Annotated in this window: 16 protein-coding genes; 14 read left to right on the top strand and 2 right to left on the bottom strand. The window is 61.2% G+C overall.

The window, feature by feature from the left end; translation table 11 throughout:
• The first annotated feature begins 6 nt into the window (after nucleotides 1–6).
• From PAF17_RS07800 to PAF17_RS07815, 4 genes are read left to right on the top strand one after another with little or no spacing between them, the layout of a single operon-like run.
• Nucleotides 7–1,338 carry a TRAP transporter large permease gene (locus PAF17_RS07800; protein ID WP_271888538.1) on the top strand — a complete coding sequence of 444 codons (1,332 nt, stop codon included), beginning with the start codon at nucleotides 7–9 and terminating at the stop codon, nucleotides 1,336–1,338.
• A gap of 10 nt (nucleotides 1,339–1,348) precedes the next feature.
• The gene (gene hisD / locus PAF17_RS07805) at nucleotides 1,349–2,665 is read left to right on the top strand and encodes a histidinol dehydrogenase (RefSeq protein ID WP_271888539.1); all 1,317 of its coding nucleotides are present in this window, start codon (nucleotides 1,349–1,351) and stop codon (nucleotides 2,663–2,665) included.
• A complete protein-coding gene (locus PAF17_RS07810; protein WP_271888540.1) occupies nucleotides 2,662–3,399 on the top strand; it encodes an SDR family NAD(P)-dependent oxidoreductase in 738 nt (245 codons plus the stop codon). The genes hisD and PAF17_RS07810 overlap by 4 nt, the downstream gene beginning before the upstream one ends.
• Nucleotides 3,396–4,391 (top strand): zinc-dependent alcohol dehydrogenase, encoded by a 996-nt coding sequence (locus PAF17_RS07815; RefSeq protein ID WP_271888541.1) that lies wholly within the window; start codon nucleotides 3,396–3,398, stop codon nucleotides 4,389–4,391. The genes PAF17_RS07810 and PAF17_RS07815 overlap by 4 nt, the downstream gene beginning before the upstream one ends.
• Here PAF17_RS07815 and PAF17_RS07820 read toward each other — a convergent pair.
• Nucleotides 4,388–5,488, bottom strand: coding sequence for a GntR family transcriptional regulator (locus PAF17_RS07820; RefSeq protein ID WP_271888542.1), 1,101 nt, complete (start codon nucleotides 5,486–5,488; stop codon nucleotides 4,388–4,390). The two genes, PAF17_RS07815 and PAF17_RS07820, sit on opposite strands and share 4 nt — an antisense overlap.
• Nucleotides 5,489–5,526: 38 nt before the next feature.
• On the opposite strand from PAF17_RS07820, the gene PAF17_RS07825 reads away from it, so the two are divergent.
• From PAF17_RS07825 to PAF17_RS07850, 6 genes are all read left to right on the top strand, one after another.
• The gene (locus tag PAF17_RS07825; RefSeq protein ID WP_271888543.1) at nucleotides 5,527–6,708 is read left to right on the top strand and encodes a UxaA family hydrolase; all 1,182 of its coding nucleotides are present in this window, start codon (nucleotides 5,527–5,529) and stop codon (nucleotides 6,706–6,708) included.
• Nucleotides 6,709–6,821: 113 nt separating this feature from the next.
• Nucleotides 6,822–7,781, top strand: coding sequence for a tripartite tricarboxylate transporter substrate binding protein (locus PAF17_RS07830; RefSeq protein ID WP_271888544.1), 960 nt, complete (start codon nucleotides 6,822–6,824; stop codon nucleotides 7,779–7,781).
• A gap of 75 nt (nucleotides 7,782–7,856) precedes the next feature.
• Nucleotides 7,857–9,830 carry a tripartite tricarboxylate transporter permease gene (locus PAF17_RS07835; protein ID WP_271888545.1) on the top strand — a complete coding sequence of 658 codons (1,974 nt, stop codon included), beginning with the start codon at nucleotides 7,857–7,859 and terminating at the stop codon, nucleotides 9,828–9,830.
• A gap of 20 nt (nucleotides 9,831–9,850) precedes the next feature.
• Nucleotides 9,851–10,783: a hydroxyacid dehydrogenase gene (locus PAF17_RS07840; RefSeq protein ID WP_271888546.1), complete on the top strand. Its 933-nt coding sequence runs from the start codon at nucleotides 9,851–9,853 to the stop codon at nucleotides 10,781–10,783.
• Between the two features lie 2 nt (nucleotides 10,784–10,785).
• Nucleotides 10,786–11,817 (top strand): Ldh family oxidoreductase, encoded by a 1,032-nt coding sequence (locus PAF17_RS07845; protein ID WP_271888547.1) that lies wholly within the window; start codon nucleotides 10,786–10,788, stop codon nucleotides 11,815–11,817.
• A gap of 94 nt (nucleotides 11,818–11,911) precedes the next feature.
• Nucleotides 11,912–12,877 (top strand): YeiH family protein, encoded by a 966-nt coding sequence (locus PAF17_RS07850; RefSeq protein ID WP_271888568.1) that lies wholly within the window; start codon nucleotides 11,912–11,914, stop codon nucleotides 12,875–12,877.
• A gap of 36 nt (nucleotides 12,878–12,913) precedes the next feature.
• On the opposite strand, the gene PAF17_RS07855 is transcribed toward PAF17_RS07850, so the two are convergent.
• A complete protein-coding gene (locus tag PAF17_RS07855) occupies nucleotides 12,914–13,705 on the bottom strand; it encodes an IclR family transcriptional regulator (protein ID WP_271888548.1) in 792 nt (263 codons plus the stop codon).
• Nucleotides 13,706–13,888: 183 nt separating this feature from the next.
• On the opposite strand from PAF17_RS07855, the gene PAF17_RS07860 reads away from it, so the two are divergent.
• Genes PAF17_RS07860 through PAF17_RS07875 form a run of 4 tightly spaced genes read left to right on the top strand, consistent with a single transcriptional unit; the run spans nucleotide 13,889 to nucleotide 17,706 of the window.
• A complete protein-coding gene (locus tag PAF17_RS07860; protein WP_271888549.1) occupies nucleotides 13,889–14,869 on the top strand; it encodes a Bug family tripartite tricarboxylate transporter substrate binding protein in 981 nt (326 codons plus the stop codon).
• Nucleotides 14,870–14,911: 42 nt separating this feature from the next.
• Nucleotides 14,912–15,385, top strand: coding sequence for a tripartite tricarboxylate transporter TctB family protein (locus PAF17_RS07865; protein ID WP_271888550.1), 474 nt, complete (start codon nucleotides 14,912–14,914; stop codon nucleotides 15,383–15,385).
• Entirely contained in the window at nucleotides 15,385–16,881 is a 1,497-nt protein-coding gene (locus PAF17_RS07870; RefSeq protein WP_271888551.1) for a tripartite tricarboxylate transporter permease, read from the top strand. Before PAF17_RS07865 ends, PAF17_RS07870 begins: the two co-directional genes overlap by 1 nt.
• 39 nt (nucleotides 16,882–16,920) lie before the next feature.
• Nucleotides 16,921–17,706 (top strand): HpcH/HpaI aldolase family protein, encoded by a 786-nt coding sequence (locus PAF17_RS07875; RefSeq protein ID WP_271888552.1) that lies wholly within the window; start codon nucleotides 16,921–16,923, stop codon nucleotides 17,704–17,706.
• Nucleotides 17,707–17,722: the final 16 nt, after the last annotated feature.

Below are 17,722 nucleotides of genomic sequence, written 5' to 3' on the forward strand. Positions count from 1 at the left end.
CCCAAGATGCTTTGGCAACAAATGGATCAAGGCGCGGTGGCGCTGGACTGGACTTTCTACCTGCCTGTGGCGGTATTCCTGATTATGGTCGCCCTGGCGGTGCCGGTCTGGGTCGCGATTGGCGCGGCGGCGGTGCTGCTGCTGATGACGTCGCAGGTTTTGCCGCTGTCGCTGGTGGGCGAGGGGCTGTTTTCGGGCATCGACCATTTCGCCCTGACCGCGATTCCGCTGTTCATTCTGACCGGCGACGTGCTGGTCCGCACCGGCCTCAGCCGCAAGTTTCTGGACGTGGCCGAGGCGCTGACAAACTGGACGCGCGGCGGTTTCGGCTCTGCGACGGTGCTGGTCTGCGGCATGTTCTCGGCGATTTCAGGATCTGATGCGGCGGGCGCGGCAGCGGTCGGTCGCATGACCATCAACCGGCTGGTCGAAAGCGGCTATCCGCGCCCCTATGCCTGTGCGCTTGTCGCCGCAGGCGCCTGTACGGGCATTCTGATCCCGCCCTCGATCGCCTATATCGTGATCGGACTGGTTCTGGGGATCTCGGCCTCGACCCTGTTCCAGGCGGCGCTTATTCCCGGCGTCATCATCCTTGGGTCGATCCTGCTGACGAACACCATCGTCAATCGCCGCCATGCCTATGAGCAGGGCAACGCCCTGAGCTTTGGCGAATGGCTGGCCAATCTGGGGCGCACGATCGCGCAGGGCTGGTATGCCTTCATCGTGCCGGGGGTCATCTTCTGGGGCATCTTCAGCGGCCGTCTTACCCCGACCGAGGCAGGTGCCACCGCCGTCACCATCACCATCCTGCTGGGGTTCATTCTTGGCACGCTGAAGCTGTCGGACTTTCCTTCGATGATGGTCAGTTCGGCCAAGGTGAACGGGGTGATCGTGCCCATCATCGCGATGTCGCTGCCGCTGTCGCAGGCGCTGTCCGCGATGGGTGTGCCGCAGGGCTTTGTCTATACCATGACCTCGCTCAGCAGCGAGCCCTGGGTGATGATCCTGTGCATGATCGCAATCCTGATCCTGGCGGGCTGCGTCATGGAAACGACCCCGAATATCGTCATCCTTGCCCCCCTGCTGAAGCCCCTGGCCGACAGCATCGGCATGAACGATATCCAGTTCTGCGTGATGATGATCACCGCGCTGGGTGTCGGGTTCATCACGCCGCCACTGGGGCTGAACCTGTTCGTCGTCGGCGGCCTGACCGGAGAATCCATTCTGCGGATCTCGGCACGTGCCGTTCCCTTCGTCCTTTGCATGCTGATCGTCGTGCTGCTGATCGCCTATCTGCCGGTCGTCTCGACGCTGATGCTTCCCGATAACCTGAAATAAGAGGATCACCATGTCCGTCACCTATCTCAAGAAAGCCGCGCGGCAATCCACGACCGATGCGGGTGAAACGCGCGAGATCGTGCAGAACATTCTGACCGAGATCGAACAGGGCGGCGAAGACGCCGCACGCAAATATGCCGAGAAATTCGACCGCTATGACGGCAATATCGTTCTGACCCGCGATGAAATCGATGCGGCTTCGGCGCAGCTGAGCCAGCAGTTGAAGGACGATATCCGTTTCGCCCATGACAACGTGCGCCGCTTTGCCGAGGCGCAGAAAGACACGATCCGCGATTTTCAGACCGAGATTCAGCCCGGTCTGATCCTGGGACAGAAGGCGATCCCCTGTAATGCCGCGGGTTGCTATGCGCCCGGCGGGCGCTACAGCCATGTGGCCTCGGCCCTGATGACCGTGACCACGGCCAAGGTCGCGGGTTGCGGTCATATCTCGGTCTGTTCCCCGCCGCGTCCCGGTGTTGGTCTGAACCCGGCCATCGTCTATACCGCCGATCTGTGCGGTGCCGATCAGATCCTTGCCCTTGGGGGCGTTCAGGGCATCGCCGCAATGGCCTTTGGCCTGTTCGGCCTGCCGCAATCGGATATTCTGGTCGGCCCCGGCAACCAGTTCGTGGCCGAGGCAAAGCGGCTTCTGTTCGGTCGGGTGGGCATCGACATGTTCGCGGGGCCGACCGATAGCCTAATCCTGGCCGACAAGACCGCAGATCCCGAAATCGTCGCGTGGGATCTGGTGGGGCAGGCCGAGCATGGCTACAACTCGCCTGTCTGGCTGGTGACCGATGATCGCGCATTGGCGGAAAAGGTCATGGCCCGCGTGCCGGACCTGATCGCCACATTGCCAGAGTTGAACGGCAAGAACGCCACAGACGCGTGGCGCGACTATGCCGAGGTGATCCTGTGTGACACACGGGAAGAGATGGCCGCGACCTCGGATCGCTATGCGCCCGAACATCTGACCGTGCAGGCGCAGGATCTGGATTGGTGGCTGAACCGGCTGTCCTGCTATGGCAGCCTGTTCCTGGGCGAGGAAACGACAGTCGCCTTTGGTGACAAGGCGTCGGGCACCAACCACGTGCTGCCGACCTCGGGTGCGGCGCGCTATACGGGCGGGTTGTCGGTTCATAAATACATGAAGCTTGTCACCTGGCAGCGCGCAACCCGCGAAGGTGCCAAGCCGATTGCCGAAGCGACCGCCCGCATTTCACGCCTGGAAGGCATGGAAGGGCACGCCCGCACCGCAGATATCCGGTTGGCGAAATACTTCCCCGATGAACAGTTCGACCTGACCGCGCAAGAGGTGCCCGCATGACGCCCTCGCTGTCGGTCGAGGGTCGTATCGCCTGTGTGACCGGGGCCAGTTCCGGCCTTGGTCGCACCATCGCGCAAGCGCTGGTCGCGGGCGGGGCAAGGGTGGTCACTGTCGCGCGGCGCAAGGCGGATTGGTGCGACGGCACGTCTTCGGTGGCGATTTCGGCGGATCTGTCTGATCTGAAAGCGGTACCCGATATCGCGGCCGAGGTGGCGGATGTCTTTGGCGCGCCCGACATTCTGGTCAACTCGGCGGGTGTGAACATGCGCCAGCCTGCCGATCAGGTCACCATGGATGGCTGGTTGACGACATTGGATCTGAACCTGTCGGTGCCGTTCTTTTTGGCGCAGGCGATGGTGCCTGCAATGCGCGAAAAGGGTTGGGGCCGGATCGTCAACTTCGCCTCGCTGCAAAGTCAGCGGGCCTTTCACGGCGGCATTGCCTATGGTGCGTCCAAGGGCGGCATCACCCAATTGACCCGCGCCATGGCCGAGGCGTGGTCGCGTGACGGGATCACGGCCAACGCGCTGGCACCGGGTTTTTTCCCGACCGAACTGACCGGCCCCGTTTTCGGCAATCCCGAGCTGTCCGCCCGCAATGCCGCGCAGACCTGTATCGGTCGCAACGGAGAGATGGAGGATATCATCGGCCCCGCGCTGTTCCTGTGTTCGGATGCGTCGGCCTATGTCACCGGTCAGGTTCTGTGCGTCGATGGGGGGTTCACCGCGAAATGAAGGCGCTTGTCTATACGGGTGTTCGCGAACTGACCTTGCGTGAGGTCGCAGACCCCATTGCGGGACCGGAGGATGCGCTGGTGCGTGTCGAAGCCAGCGGGATCTGTGGATCCGACATGCATGCATGGGCAGGTCATGACGACCGGCGCCCGGCCCCGCTGATCCTTGGCCATGAAGCTGCGGGAACCATTAGCGGAGGGTCAATGAAGGGGCAGCGTGTCACGATCAATCCGCTTGTGACATGTGGCAAGTGCAAAGCCTGCCTTGCCGGGCGCGACAACCTGTGCGCGACCCGCCAGATCATTTCCATGCCGCCGCGCGAGGGTGCATTTGCCCAGTTCCTGGCGATTCCTGCGCGCAATCTTGTTGCAGTGCCTGAAAACGTTGCCTTGACGACCGCCTCGTTGGCCGAGCCTCTGGCCTGTGGCTGGCATGCTGTGCGCCTTGCGGAACGGGCATTGGATATGCCGTTGAACATGGCGCGATGTCTGGTCATGGGGGGCGGCGCAATCGGTCTGGGCGCGGCTCTGGTGCTGCGCGCCCAGGGCGCAGGTGAGATCTGGTTGGCGGAAACCTCGGCCGAACGGCGCCAGATTGCAGCGCGTCAGGGTGGTCTTCGCACCTATGATCCGATCAATGAACCTGCGCCGGCTGATGTCGATCTGGTGATCGATGGCGTCGGCTTTGGCGCGACCCGCGCAGCCGGCAGCGCAGCGTTACGCCCGGGCGGCGTGTTCATGCATGTCGGTCTGGGCGATTCCGGTCCCGGGCTGGATATCCGGCGTTCTACCTTGCAAGAGTTATGCTTTATCGGCACCTATACCTATACCGCGCAGGATTTTCGCGATACGGCTCGGGCGATTTTTGACGGACGGCTCGGGGCGTTGGATTGGGCGGAAACCGCCCCGCTCAGCGACGGTGCGGATGCGTTTCGCCGGATTTCATCGGGCGAGGTTGCGGCACCCAAGATCACCCTTTTACCCCATGGTTAGTCGAGCGTCACCTTGTAGCTGAGCTGGTCGGTTCGATACACGCTGCGCCGCCGTTCGATAGGCCGCCCCAGAATATCATGTGCCAGGCGCTCGACCCGTAACAGGGGGGCGCCTGGTTCCACATTCAGGGCCCGGGCTTCATCGGCATCTGCCGCCACCGCATTGATGCTTTCATCCGCGCGCAGAACGATGCAGCCATAGTTCTGCTGATACAGGATATACAGCGCGCTTGGCAGCGGCGCACGCCGGTCGATGCCTGCGAAGATCGGTGCGGGAAGAACTGCGGATTCAATGGTGCTTGCAACCCCTTTCAGGCTGCGTATGCGCCTGATTTCATAGACTTGCTCCGGTTTGTCGAACAGGGTGTCGCGCTCGATCGGGGTGGCGTCTCGTTGGGTGATTTGCTCATCGATCAGCTCGGGGCGGATGATGGTGCCATCGTTTTCGCGCAATCGGAAAAAGTTGAACAGCGAACTTTCCGGCGTGCGGGCCGTCACGAAGGAGCCGCGTCCCTGTTCGCGTCGCACGATTCCGTGCTGTTCAAGCATCATCAGGGCCTTGCGCGCAGTGCCCTGCGAGACGCCGATTTCGGCGGCCAGCTGCATCTCGCTTGGAAGCATGCCTCCGGGCAGCAATTCGCCCGAACCGATTCGCGCGACGATCGTGTCGATGACTTTTTGATAAAGCGGCTGTCCCATTGTCGGCGTGAATCCCTGAATTTTCCCTTGGTTATCACGGCAAATCATGAACTGACAATAGATGTATAAATAGTCTTGTATAAGAGTAAGTATATATGTTAGCACTTGGCGCAAGGAATTCATGCCATCACTGAAAGGGAGGATCCTTTGAGCATTCCGCAACTTCTGGTCCACGATCACGAGGATAACGTCGGCGTCGTCGTCGTCGAAAACCTCAGCGCGGGCACCGAGATGCTGTGCGTCGTCACAGCTGACAATTCGGATTTCCGCCTGACCGCCAAGGCCGATATCCCCATCGGCCACAAGGTCGCGGTCAAGCCGCTGAAGACCGGCGACACGGTCGTCAAATATGGCGAAGACATCGGCAAGATGGTCGGTGACGCCGAGGTTGGCGGCCACGTCCACACCCACAACTGCAAAACGAAACGGTGGTAAGCATGGCTTTGGATTTCAGCAATACGACCGTCAAGGCATGGCGCCGCGAGAATGGCCGCGTGGGTGTTCGCAACCACGTCCTGATCCTGCCCGTTGACGATATCTCAAATGCCGCCTGCGAGGCTGTGGCCAACAATGTCAAAGGTACGCTGGCCATTCCGCATGCCTATGGCCGCCTGCAATTCGGCGAAGACCTGGACCTGCATTTCCGCACCATCATCGGCACCGGCGCGAACCCCAATGTCGCTGCCGTGGTCGTCATCGGGATCGAACCTGAATGGACCAAGGTGATCGTTGACGGCATCGCCAAGACCGGCAAGCCCGTCACCGGTTTCTCGATCGAACAGAAGGGCGATTTCGAGACGATCCGTCAGGCCGGCTGGAAGGCCAAGGAATACGTCCACTGGGCGACCGAACTGCAAAAGGAAGATTGCCCGATCTCCGAGCTGTGGGTGTCCACCAAATGTGGTGAAAGCGACACGACCACCGGCCTGTCGTCATGCCCGACCGTCGGCAACATGTATGACAAGCTGCTGCCGCATGGTCTGTATGGCTGCTTTGGCGAAACCTCGGAAATCACCGGGGCAGAGCATATCTGCGAAAAGCGCGCGGCAACGCCCGAGGCGGCGGCCAAGTTCAAGCAGATCTGGCAGGCCTATTCCGATGACGTGATCTTCGCGCATCAGACCGACGATCTGTCCGACAGCCAGCCCACCAAGGGCAACATCTTGGGCGGCCTGACCACGATCGAGGAAAAGGCGCTGGGGAACTTGGAAAAGATCGGCAAGACATCCAGCTATATCGATGCGATGGGTCCGGCGGAAACGCCGTCCAAGGGTCCGGGTCTGTATTTCATGGACAGCTCCTCGGCGGCGGCGGAATGCGTCACGCTGATGGCGGCGGGCGGCTATGTCATCCACACCTTCCCGACCGGGCAGGGCAACGTGGTCGGCAACCCGATCGTTCCGGTCATCAAGATCTCGGGGAACCCGCGGACACTGCGCACCATGTCGGAACATATCGACGTGGATGTGACCGGCGTTCTGACCCGCGAACAGACCATCGACGAGGCTGGCGACGCGCTGATCGAGATGATCATCCGCACCGCGAATGGCCGTTCCACCGCGGCCGAGGCCCTGGGTCACCGCGAATTCTCGATGACCAAACTGTATCGCAGCGCCTGATCGCGCTGCGCACCGCCGGCCCTTTGAGGAGGGGGTCGGCGGTTCAACCATTCGCGACCGGGACCCGCGTTTCGGTCGCGCCATAATCTGCAATAAAACGGGGAGGAATGGACATGTTTGGAACAACGAAGCTTCGCTATTTCATCGCTGCCGCAGGCGCGGCGCTGACATTTTCGGGAACTGCCGCGATGGCGTATCCGGATGGGCCGGTGAATTATATCATCCCGTTCAATGCCGGTGGTGAAAGCGACATCACCGCACGATATCAGCAGCCATATTTCAAGGAACTGACCGGTCAGGACCTGATCGTGCAATACCTGCCCGGAGCCGGCGGCGCGCAGGCCTGGTCGGGGCTGAACAATCACAATGGCGATGGCATGACCATCATGGGAACCAACCTGCCCCATATCATCCTTCAGCCCATGTTGCAGGATCCCGGCTATCAGACCGACGATATCAGCAATGTCTACATGTTCCATTTCACGCCGGATGCCTTGCTTGTCCGCAAGGACAGCCCCTTTGAAACGGTGCAGGACGTGATTGACGCGGCCACCCAGAATCCGGGATCGGTCATTGCGGGCGGCACCGGGACGAACTCGGCCAACCATGTCGCCAATCAGGTCTTCATGAACGAAACCGGTGCCATGACCACCTATATCCCCTATAGCGGAACCGGCGCGACCGAGTCCGGCCTGCTGGGTGGCGAGGTTGATGTCCTGTGGGGATATACCACGGTTGCGGCGCGGCAGGCCGATGCGGTGCGCATGCTGGCCGTCGCAACCGAGGAACGTCACCCCCTGTTCCCCGATGTGCCCACCTTTGGCGAGTTGGGGATCAACATGGTTGGTGGTGCCTATCGTGGCATCGCGGTGCCCGCGTCCACGCCCGAGGAAACCAAACAAGAGTTGTCCGACCTGATCGGCCAGATCAACGCAGATCCCGAATTCCGCAAGCGCATGGAAGATGATGGCTATGCGCTGATTGACGTGCCTTATCAGGAAATCGAAGGTTTCATGGACGATCGCAAGGCGGCCTATCAGGCGGTGTCGGAACAATTGCAATCCCAGAACTGAGCCAAACAAGAGGCGGCGGGCCTCGGCCCACTGCCTCTTGATCTCGACGTTTTCAAACAGTGTGGGAGCAACTTCATGGCCGATCCGATCAGCATTCTGATGACCGCGCTCAGCCCGATCAATATCGGGCTTGCATTGCTTGGGGTTCTTGCCGGCACCGTGATTGGCGCCCTGCCGGGCCTGTCTGCCACAATGGCGATTGCCGTTCTGGTGCCGTTCACTTTCGTCATGGATCCGGCCTCGGGCCTGATCATGCTGGGGGCGATTTATACCGGCGCCATTTATGGTGGTGCGTTTGCCGCCATTCTGGTGAATACGCCTGGCACGCCTTCGGCCATCGCAACCACCTTTGACGGCTTTCCGATGGCCAAGCGCGGCGATGGCGATCTGGCCGTGACCTTGGCCACGATCGCCAGTGTCGTGGGTGGTCTGGTCGGTGCCATATTGCTGATGACCCTGTCGCCCAAGCTGGCGACACTGGCATTGGCGTTTCAATCGACCGAATATTTCTGGCTGGCGATCCTTGGCCTGACGCTGATCGCAACCTTGTCGCAAGGGAACGTGGTCAAGGGCATGATCGGGGGGATGTTCGGCTTGTTCCTGTCGATGATCGGCGTGGCCGTGATCGGCGGGGATGTGCGCTTTACCGGTGGAATGCCTTCGATGCTGGGTGGCATCGATATCGTCGCCGCACTGATCGGGCTGTATTGCATCCCGGTGCTGATCAACATGGTTGCCTCGGCCGGACAACATCTGGAACCCGCGCCGGCGCGGGGGTTCCGGTTCTTCGAGGCATTGGGCATCGCATTGCGTGATTGGGTGAACCTGCTGCGTTCGTCGGTGATCGGCACGCTTGTCGGTATTTTGCCGGGCGCGGGTGGTTCAATCGCCTCGTTGATTTCCTATGCAGAGGCGCGCCGTTCATCGCCCAACGCCGAGAATTTCGGCAAAGGCGAGCCTTCGGGCCTTCTTGCGACAGAAAGCGCGAACAACGCCACGGTTGGGGGTGGGTTCATCCCGACGCTGGTTCTTGGCATTCCCGGAACGCCGCCCGACGCGGTGATCATGGGTGCGCTGATGGTTCAGGGCATCCGCACCGGCCCCGCGCTGTTCCAGTCGGGCGACGGCACGGTCTATATTTTCATGCTGGGTCTGTTGGTGGCCACATTGCTGATGTTGCCGACGGGGCTGATCGTGGGCCGCTATGCCTTTCGCTTCATCGCCAATGTGCCCAAGGCCATGCTGGTGCCGTTGATTGCCTTTATGACCATCGTCGGCAGCTTTGCCATCCATGCCAATCCACATGACGTATTGGTGATGGTGGTCATGGGCCTGGTCGGCTGGGTCGCGGCGCGCGGCGGCTATGGGGCATCGCCGATCGTTCTGGGGCTGGTGCTGGGCCAGATCGCGGAACAAGGCTTTATGCGCGCCTGGATGATTGGCGGTGCGCGTGGTGATTTCATGGGGCAGCTTTTGCTGAACCGCCCGATCAGTTGGGGGATCGTGGCTCTGATTACCGTGACGCTTTGCCTGCCATTGCTGCGCCGCAAACGTTCAGAAGCACTTGGGACTGGTGGTCAGGCACAGGTCGCGCGGGCGCGCGCGGACATGCCGGGGCTGACCGGGGCCGTGCTGTTCCTGTTCCTGGGGCTGTGGATCCTGCTTCAGGCGCAAACGCTCAGCACCATGGCGGCGGCCTTTCCGCTGGCGGTTGGCGCGGCAATGGTGCTGTTGTCGGCGTTGCAGATGTTGCGGTCATGGCGCGGCGGCGGCGAGGCCGGACTTGAAGGCGCCAATGACGATGCAACGGGACGTGGACTGGTATTGGCGGTTACGATGCTGGGATGGGCTTTGATCTTTCCGCATCTCGGCATGTTCACGACCTCGCTGCTGGCAAGTGCGATCTTGACCATGACCGGACAGTTCGGCCGTCCCGGCCCGCGACGCTTGTTGGCCTATGGGGTGGGCATCCTGCTGATGGTCAGCGCGTTCTATCTGTTGATGGTGCGCGTGCTGAATATTCCGATGCCTGTCGGCATTCTTCCGTAATACCAAGTGAAAGGAATTCCATGTCACGTATCGTGATCACTGAATTCATGGATGAAAGCGCAGTTTCCCGATTGTCCGAAGCGGCGGCGACAACCTATCAGCCGGATCTGGTCGATCGACGTGCCGATCTGGTGGCCGCACTGGCCGGGGCCGAGGTGTTGGTGGTGCGCAATCGCACGCGGGTTGATGCAGAGCTGCTGGATGCGGGACAGGGATTGCGGGCTGTCGGACGGCTTGGGGTCGGGTTGGACAATATCGATCTTGATGCCTGCAAGGCGCGCGGCATCGAGGTCTGGCCGGCCACCGGAGCCAACGATCTGGCGGTCGCCGAATATGTCATCACCTCGGCCATGATGTTGTTGCGGGGCGCCTATCTTGCCTCGGCCTCGGTGGCGGCGGGCGAATGGCCCCGGCAAAGTTTGATCGGGCGCGAAATGTCGGGGCGCGTCATGGGGTTGCTTGGGTTTGGTGCCATTGCGCGGCAGGTTGCCGCGCGGGCCCGGGCGTTGGGCATGTCGGTGATCGCCCATGACCCCCATCTGCCGCAATCGGACCCGGCTTGGCAGGATGCACGCCCGGTGTCGCTGGACGAGTTGCTGTCGCAGTCCGACGTGCTGAGCTTGCATGTGCCGCTAACGGCGCAGACGCGCCACATTGTCGATGCAGCGGCGCTGTCGCGGATGCAGCAAGGGGCGGTGTTGATCAACGCGGCCCGCGGTGGGGTCGTTGACGAGGCCGCACTGGCCGTCGCGTTGAAGGAAGGCCGCGTTGCGGGCGCGGCCCTTGACGTCTTCGAGGTCGAGCCTCTGACAGCAGAAAGCGGCGCGCATTTCGGCGGCATCGGGAACGTGATCCTGACGCCCCATATTGCCGGCGTCACCGAAGAATCGAATGTGCGGGTCAGCAACCTGATCGCGGACAAGGTTCTCAATCACCTCAAGGAAAGGGTTTGATCATGCCACGTCTCAGTCTGCAACAGGCCCATGACCTTGCAACTGACGCCCTGATGCGTTGCAACACATCGCGCGCCAATGCCGAGGCGGTGGCGCGCGCCCTGATCGCCGCCGAGGCCGTCGGGCAGGCCGGCCACGGCCTGCGCCGGATGCCGTCCTATGCGGCGCAATCCCAAAGCGGCAAGGTCGATGGCCACGCCACGCCAACGCGCAGCGTCGGGCGACCCGGCGCGTTGCGGATCGATGCCGGGAACGGGTTTGCCTATCCCGCAATGGACATGGCCGTCGACTGGTTGGTCGAAGCGGCCGCCGCACAAGGTATCGCGATCGCCGGTATCACGCATTCTCATCATTGCGGCGTCGCTGGCGTGACCGTGGAGCGACTGGCCGATCATGGCCTGGTGGCGATGATGTTTGCCAACGCGCCCGCAGCCATGGCCCCTTGGGGCGGACGCCGGGCATTGTTCGGCACCGATCCGATCGCCTTTGCGGCGCCACGCCCGAATGGCAAGCCCGCCATCGTCGTCGATGTTTCCTTGTCCAAGGTCGCGCGCGGCAAGATCATGGCGGCCGATCAGCGTGGCGAGCAGATCCCCGAAGGCTGGGCGCTGGATGGGGATGGACGCGACACGACCGACCCAAAGGCGGCACTGGCGGGCACGATGATCCCGATGGGGGATGCCAAGGGAACCGCGCTGGCCTTGATGGTCGAGTTGCTGGCTGCGGGGCTGGTCGGTGCGAATTTCGGGCATGAAGCATCGTCCTTCTTTACCGGCGAGGGGGCAGCCCCGGGCGTCGGACAATTGATATTGGCGATCGATCCGGCCGCCTTTGCCTTTGGCGATGCGCCTGCGCCTGCGCTGGAACGCTTTGCCGATCTCGCTGCTGCGGTCGAAGGCGAGCAGGGCGCAAGATTGCCCGGTGCGCGCCGTGTCGGTCTGCGCGAGGCGGCGGTCAGGGACGGGATCGAGGTCGATGACGCGCTGCTGGATCAGATCAGGGCCCTTGGCGGCGTGGAAGCGGCAAGGACCTAACATGAGCACAGAACAACAGATGTCGGGCGGACGCGGCCTTCTTTCGCGTTGCGGCCTGCCGGACTATGGCGATCTTCGCCGCTATTTCCCCGGCATGGCTGTTTCGGTTCTGGTGGCGATGACCGCGCAGTTCCTGTCGGAACATTACGGCGCGCCGGCGATGCTGATGGCGCTGTTGCTAGGGCTGTCGCTGAACTTTCTGGCTGAAGAGGGGACCAGGACGCTGCCCGGCGTCGAATATTCGGCCAAGACAATTTTGCGTCTGGGTGTGGCCTTGCTGGGGGCACGGATCTCGGCGCAGATGTTGGCCGATCTGGGCGGCACCATGATTGCGCTGGTGATTGCGGGCGTTGCCGTGACCATTCTGTTTGCCCTGCTTGCGGCGCGGGTGTTCGGCCGTGGCTGGCGGTTGGCCTTGCTGACCGGGGGCTCTGTCGCGATTTGTGGTGCTTCGGCCGCCATGGCGATTGCCGCCGTGCTGCCCAAGACGGATAAATCCGAACGCAATCTGGCCTTTACCGTGCTTTCGGTCACGCTCTTGTCGACAATCGCGATGGTCGTGTATCCGCTACTGTCAGGTTTTTTCGGCTTTACACCGCTGGAGTCCGGGGTCTTTCTCGGGGGCACGATCCATGATGTCGCGCAGGTCGTCGGGGCGGGTTTTTCGGTCAGCCCCGAGGTTGGTGAAACCGCGACGCTGGTCAAGCTGATCCGTGTGTCGATGCTGGCGCCGGTGGTGTTGATCTTTTCTCTGTCGATCCGTGCAAGCGGTCTGGAAGATCAGGTCGTGAACGGCAAGCGCCCGCCATTGCTGCCGGGGTTTGTGCTGGGCTTTCTGTTGCTGGCGGTGCTCAACTCGGTCGGGTTGATCCCCGGCGCGGTCGCGCATCTGGCCGAAGCACTTAGCCGATGGGCCTTGCTTGTGGCGATTGCGGCAGTGGGGATCAAGACATCGCTGGTGCGGATGCTGGAGGTCGGGGGATCGGCGATTGCATTGATCGTCGCGGAAACTGTCCTGCTTGCGGCGTTTATCGTCGCGGGGGTCCATATGATCAGCTAGGCCACGAAACACTGTCTCTCTGACCGGTGCCGCCGGTCAGGGCGACGGTTGGCCGGTCATGATCCCGCCCAGTTTCAGGGTGATGCGGCGCGCGGTTTCCCGAAGTGCGGGGGCCCATCCGGTCAAGGTGGCGCGCGGAACACGAAACACGGGCGCAGAAATACTGACAGCCGCCATGACGCGGCCTTTCGCGCCATAGATGGGTGCCGCGATGCAATGGATTTCCGGCTGATGTTCACATCCGTCGATCGCGAAGCCCCGCTCTCTGATCGTGGCAAGCTCGGCTTGCAGTGTTGTCAGATCGCATATGGTTTTTTCCGTGCTGCGCGTCAGCGTCAGGCGTGGCAGAAGTTCGGTCAGAACCTCGGGGTCGCTGAAGGCCAGCAGGGTCTTGCCCAGCCCGGTGCAATGCAGCGGTGCCTGATTTCCAAGCTGGGAAATCATCTGCAACGTCTGTTGGCTTTGAATGCGATCGACATAGACAAGCTGGGTATCGTCACGCTGCCCGACCAGAACGTTTTCCTGAACCTGCTTGCTGAGATCTTCGATTTCGGGACGCACGGCGTCGCGGATTTCCAGCCCGTGAACTGCCTTCAGAGACAGGCCCGAAAGTCGCAGGCCAAGGCGGTATCCACTGTCTTCCTGGCGAAATTCCAGCAGACGTTCTTCGGTCAGCGCCGCCAGCGTCCGGTGCAAAGAGCTTTTGGGTAACCGCAATTCCTTCATCAATGTCGAAAAGGATGGTGGTGTGCGATGGCGCGAGACTTCTTCCAACACAAGGATCGCCCGGCTGAGGGGGGTGGTGCTATCTGCTCCGCGCTTTGGCATCGGATGGTTCCTTTCGTACGTGTCACGAGCGGGCGTGTCACGAGCGGGTTGACTTGAATATGTCCCATGGGTAGCGTGTCATTAAAAGGAACTCAAGTTCCGCAATAAGGAACTAAATGGGTTGCAGGAGGATAGACCCATCAAAGGTTCCCGACTTCAAATCGTTTTCTGGGGAGGAAAAACATGACCAAGACAATCCTAAGCATGGCCAAGGCGACGACGGCTGTTTGCGCATTGGTATTCGCCGCCGGCAGCGCCTTGGCGCAGGAATACCCGGATCGGCCAATCAGCATGGTTGTGCCTTGGGCGGCTGGCGGCGGAACCGATGTCGTGGCCCGCATCGTCGCCGCGGGGCTGGAGGAACAGCTTGATGCGACCGTGAATGTCGTGAACCGCACGGGTGGGGGCGGTGTGGTCGGGCATTCGGCCATCGCGGATGCCAAGCCCGACGGGTATACGATCGGATTCATCACCGCCGAAATCAACATGATGCACCATCTGGGGATGACGGATCTGGATCACGGATCTTACAAGCTGATCGCGATGATCAATGGCGAACCTGCCGGCGTTCATGTGCGTGCAGATTCCGAATACCAGAACATGCAGGAACTGCTGGATGCGATTGCTGCCGGCGACGAGCGTATGACCTCTTCCGGGACAGCTGCGGGCGGGGTCTATCACCTTGCGTTGGGTGGTATGCTGATGGAGGCCGGACTTGCCCCTGATGCCGTGATCTGGGTTCCCAGTCAGGGCGCAGCGCCCGCGTTGCAGGAACTGGTTGCAGACGCGACCGATTTCGTCATGACCCAGCTGCCCGAAGCGCAATCCATCGTTGATGCGGGACAGGCGCGGACCCTGGCGGTGATGGCATCTGAACGGCTGCCGGGGTTCGAGGATGTTCCGACCCTTCAGGAAGCGACGGGCCTTGATTTTACCATGTCGGGTATGCGTGCGCTGGCGGTCCCGGCCGACACACCCGATGACATCGTTGCACAGCTGACGGAAGCGGCGGCGACCCTGGTGGAAAGTGACAGTTTCCGCGAGCGGATGGAGCAGGGCGGCTACGGAATCCATTATCTGAATGGGCAGGATCTGACCGCGCTTCTGGATACGCGCGACGCGCAGATGGGCGAGATTATCCAGGCCCTTGGTCTGTCACGTTGATCTTGTTCGGGCAGTCCGGCGCGGCAATGGGGACGATGTGCCATGCAAATTTCTGACAGGTTGGTTGGCGCGATTTTCGTTGCCTTCGGGATCTGGATGTTCATCGCAGCCGCAGAATTTCCGGCGGCGCCGGGCATGACCTTCGGTGCGGGGTTGTTTCCCCGCATTCTGGCCGTGGGTTTTGTGGCCTGCGGTCTGGTGTTGATCATTCAACAGGTTCTGTCCGCACAGCCTGAACCTTGGTATCACCGGCCGGAATGGGCGCGGGATATGGCGGGTGTGCTGCGCTTTGTCATGGTTCCGCTTGGGATCCTTTTCTACATCTTTCTGGCCCCAAGACTGGGGATGATCCTTGCAGCGGCGCTGATCCTGGCGGTGATCTTTCGCGTCCTGAAGGTGCGATCGACAGTCGGCCTGCCTGTCGCGCTGTTGGCCCCCGTCGTGATCTATTTGCTGTTCTCTAAATTCCTCCTGGTCCCGTTGCCGCGGGGATTGCTTGACGGAGTTTTGTTCTGATGACCTTCGATATCCTGCTTGCGGCGATAGAGCTGGTCTTTGCCCCCAAGGTTCTGGCGATCATCCTGGCGGCCTCGGTTTTCGGGCTGTTCGTGGGGGCCATTCCGGGCCTGACGGCCACGATGGCCGCGGCCCTGATGGTGCCGCTGACGTTTTTCATGGACCCTGTTCCGGCGGTGTCGGCGATTGTGGCCGCAACGGCGATGGCAATTTTTGCCGGTGACATACCGGGCGCGATGTTGCGGATTCCGGGGACACCTGCCTCGGCCGCCTATGTTGAAGATTCCTATGCGATGACCCGCAAGGGACAGTTGCGCGCGGTGCTGGGGCTGAATCTGATTTGTTCGGCGCTGGGGGGTGTGATCGGCAGCATCATCTTGATGGTGGCGGCCCCGGCCTTGGCCAAGATTGCCATGCGCTTCAGTTCGGACGAATATTTCTGGCTGGCCCTTTTGGGGCTGAGCTGCGCGGTCTTCATCGCGGCAAGCAATCCGGTCAAGGGCGTGCTGTCATTGTTGATCGGCCTGTCGATCGCGATGATTGGGTTCGATCCATCGGCCGGCTTTCCGCGATTTTCCTTTGGCATTACCGAATTGACCGGCGGCGTCGATTTCGTGCCTGCGATGATCGGCATGTTCGCGATTCCCGAGGTGATCCGCAACATCGTCAATATTCATCAGGTCAAACCGGTCCAGCAGCGGGTCAGCCATGTCTTTGCGGGGCTTCGCGAACGCTTGGCGCATCGCTGGTGGAACATTCTGCGCAGTTCGGGGCTGGGGACATTGATCGGTGCCTTGCCGGGGGCCGGGGCGGATATTGCCGCCTGGGTCTGTTACGCCGTCAGTAAAAAGCTATCGCGCGAGCCCGAGAAATACGGCACCGGTCATGACGAAGGGATCATCGATGCCACCGCGTCCAATAACGCGGCGGTCAGTGGATCCTGGGTTCCGGCATTGGTGTTTGGTATTCCAGGTGGCGCGGTCACGGCGATCGCGGTTGGCATCATGTATATGAAAGGCCTCAATCCGGGGCCGCGGATCTTCACGGAAACGCCTGAAATCATCTATGCGGTGTTGATAGCCTTCCTGATCGCCAACCTGATCATGGTCCCGCTGGGGTATGTAGCGATCCGCATGGCGGGCCTGATCATCGGTGTGCCGCGCGCGGTGTTGATGCCCATCATCATGATTTTTTGCATGGTCGGTGCGTTTTCAATCACCAATAGCGGTTTTGCCATTGTCATCGTTCTGGTGCTTGGCCTGCTGGCCTATGGGATGGAGGAAAACGGGATTCCGTTGGCCCCCGCGATCCTCGGGATCGTTCTTGGGCCATTGGTGGAGCGGAACTTCGTGATGTCGATGACCAAATCTGGTGGCGATCTGCTGAGTCTGTTTGATCGCCCTATTGCCGCCGTCTTGGGGGTTGCGACCTTGGCCATGTGGCTGATGCCGGCGCTGCTGGCCATGCTGCGCAGCTTTCGGAACGGGCGCGCCTAGGCCCAAACAGAAGATTTTCGGACAACAGGAAGAACTGGCATGAAGATTCAAACCAATCGTTTCAAAGAGGCGCTGACACAAGGCAATCCGGTGATCGGATCATGGATCATGACCGGCAGTGCGAATGCGGCCGAGGCCATGTCCTGGGCGGGGCTGGATTTCATTATCGTCGACATGGAGCACACCGATGCCTCGATTGCCGACATTGTGGCCATGATGCGCGCCATTGCGGAATCCGGAACCGAGGTGATCGTCCGGCCTCCAAATTCCGATCCGATCCTGATCCGGCGCCTGTTGGATGCAGGCGCGCGCAGCTTGATGATCCCGTTCGTTGAAACGTCCGAGCAAGCCAAAAGTATCGTTGCCGCCTGCCGGTTTCCGCCGCGCGGAAATCGTGGTTTCGCGTTGATGCATCGTGGCAGCCGGTATGCGCAGACCGATGATTATGTGAACGCGGTCGAAGAAAATATCTGTGTCATCGCCCAGATCGAGACAGCTGCCGGGATAGACAACACCGACGCAATCGCGGGGGTCGACGGTATTGACGCACTGTTTTACGGGCCGGGTGATCTGTCATGCGTGGTGGGGCGGTTGGGCGACACGACGGGGCCGGCGGTGCGCGGGCTGATCGAACAACAGGCCGATCGATGCCGCCAGCTGGGTATCGCGTCAGGCACATTGGTGCCCGATCTGGATTCCATCGACTGGGCGCGGCGGGTCGGTTTCGATTTCATAAGCGTTTCAAATGATTACGGCATGATCGTGCGGATGTCCAAGGACATTGCCGCCCATATGAAGCGCCAGCTGGACATTGCCGCCAGCTGAAAATGCCGCCGCCCTC

It is taken from the genome of Paracoccus onchidii (genome assembly GCF_028294535.1).
Taxonomy (GTDB): domain Bacteria; phylum Pseudomonadota; class Alphaproteobacteria; order Rhodobacterales; family Rhodobacteraceae; genus Paracoccus; species Paracoccus onchidii.

What these genes read in the sequence shown, in the direction of transcription:
- PAF17_RS07800 (WP_271888538.1), top strand. Translation starts at nt 7, where the DNA reads ATGCTTTGGCAACAAATGGATCAAGGCGCGGTGGCGCTGGACTGGACT.
- hisD (WP_271888539.1), top strand. Translation starts at nt 1,349, where the DNA reads ATGTCCGTCACCTATCTCAAGAAAGCCGCGCGGCAATCCACGACCGAT.
- PAF17_RS07810 (WP_271888540.1), top strand. Translation starts at nt 2,662, where the DNA reads ATGACGCCCTCGCTGTCGGTCGAGGGTCGTATCGCCTGTGTGACCGGG.
- PAF17_RS07815 (WP_271888541.1), top strand. Translation starts at nt 3,396, where the DNA reads ATGAAGGCGCTTGTCTATACGGGTGTTCGCGAACTGACCTTGCGTGAG.
- PAF17_RS07825 (WP_271888543.1), top strand. Translation starts at nt 5,527, where the DNA reads ATGGCTTTGGATTTCAGCAATACGACCGTCAAGGCATGGCGCCGCGAG.
- PAF17_RS07830 (WP_271888544.1), top strand. Translation starts at nt 6,822, where the DNA reads ATGTTTGGAACAACGAAGCTTCGCTATTTCATCGCTGCCGCAGGCGCG.
- PAF17_RS07835 (WP_271888545.1), top strand. Translation starts at nt 7,857, where the DNA reads ATGGCCGATCCGATCAGCATTCTGATGACCGCGCTCAGCCCGATCAAT.
- PAF17_RS07840 (WP_271888546.1), top strand. Translation starts at nt 9,851, where the DNA reads ATGTCACGTATCGTGATCACTGAATTCATGGATGAAAGCGCAGTTTCC.
- PAF17_RS07845 (WP_271888547.1), top strand. Translation starts at nt 10,786, where the DNA reads ATGCCACGTCTCAGTCTGCAACAGGCCCATGACCTTGCAACTGACGCC.
- PAF17_RS07850 (WP_271888568.1), top strand. Translation starts at nt 11,912, where the DNA reads ATGGCTGTTTCGGTTCTGGTGGCGATGACCGCGCAGTTCCTGTCGGAA.
- PAF17_RS07855 (WP_271888548.1), bottom strand. Translation starts at nt 13,705, where the DNA reads ATGCCAAAGCGCGGAGCAGATAGCACCACCCCCCTCAGCCGGGCGATC.
- PAF17_RS07860 (WP_271888549.1), top strand. Translation starts at nt 13,889, where the DNA reads ATGACCAAGACAATCCTAAGCATGGCCAAGGCGACGACGGCTGTTTGC.
- PAF17_RS07865 (WP_271888550.1), top strand. Translation starts at nt 14,912, where the DNA reads ATGCAAATTTCTGACAGGTTGGTTGGCGCGATTTTCGTTGCCTTCGGG.
- PAF17_RS07870 (WP_271888551.1), top strand. Translation starts at nt 15,385, where the DNA reads ATGACCTTCGATATCCTGCTTGCGGCGATAGAGCTGGTCTTTGCCCCC.
- PAF17_RS07875 (WP_271888552.1), top strand. Translation starts at nt 16,921, where the DNA reads ATGAAGATTCAAACCAATCGTTTCAAAGAGGCGCTGACACAAGGCAAT.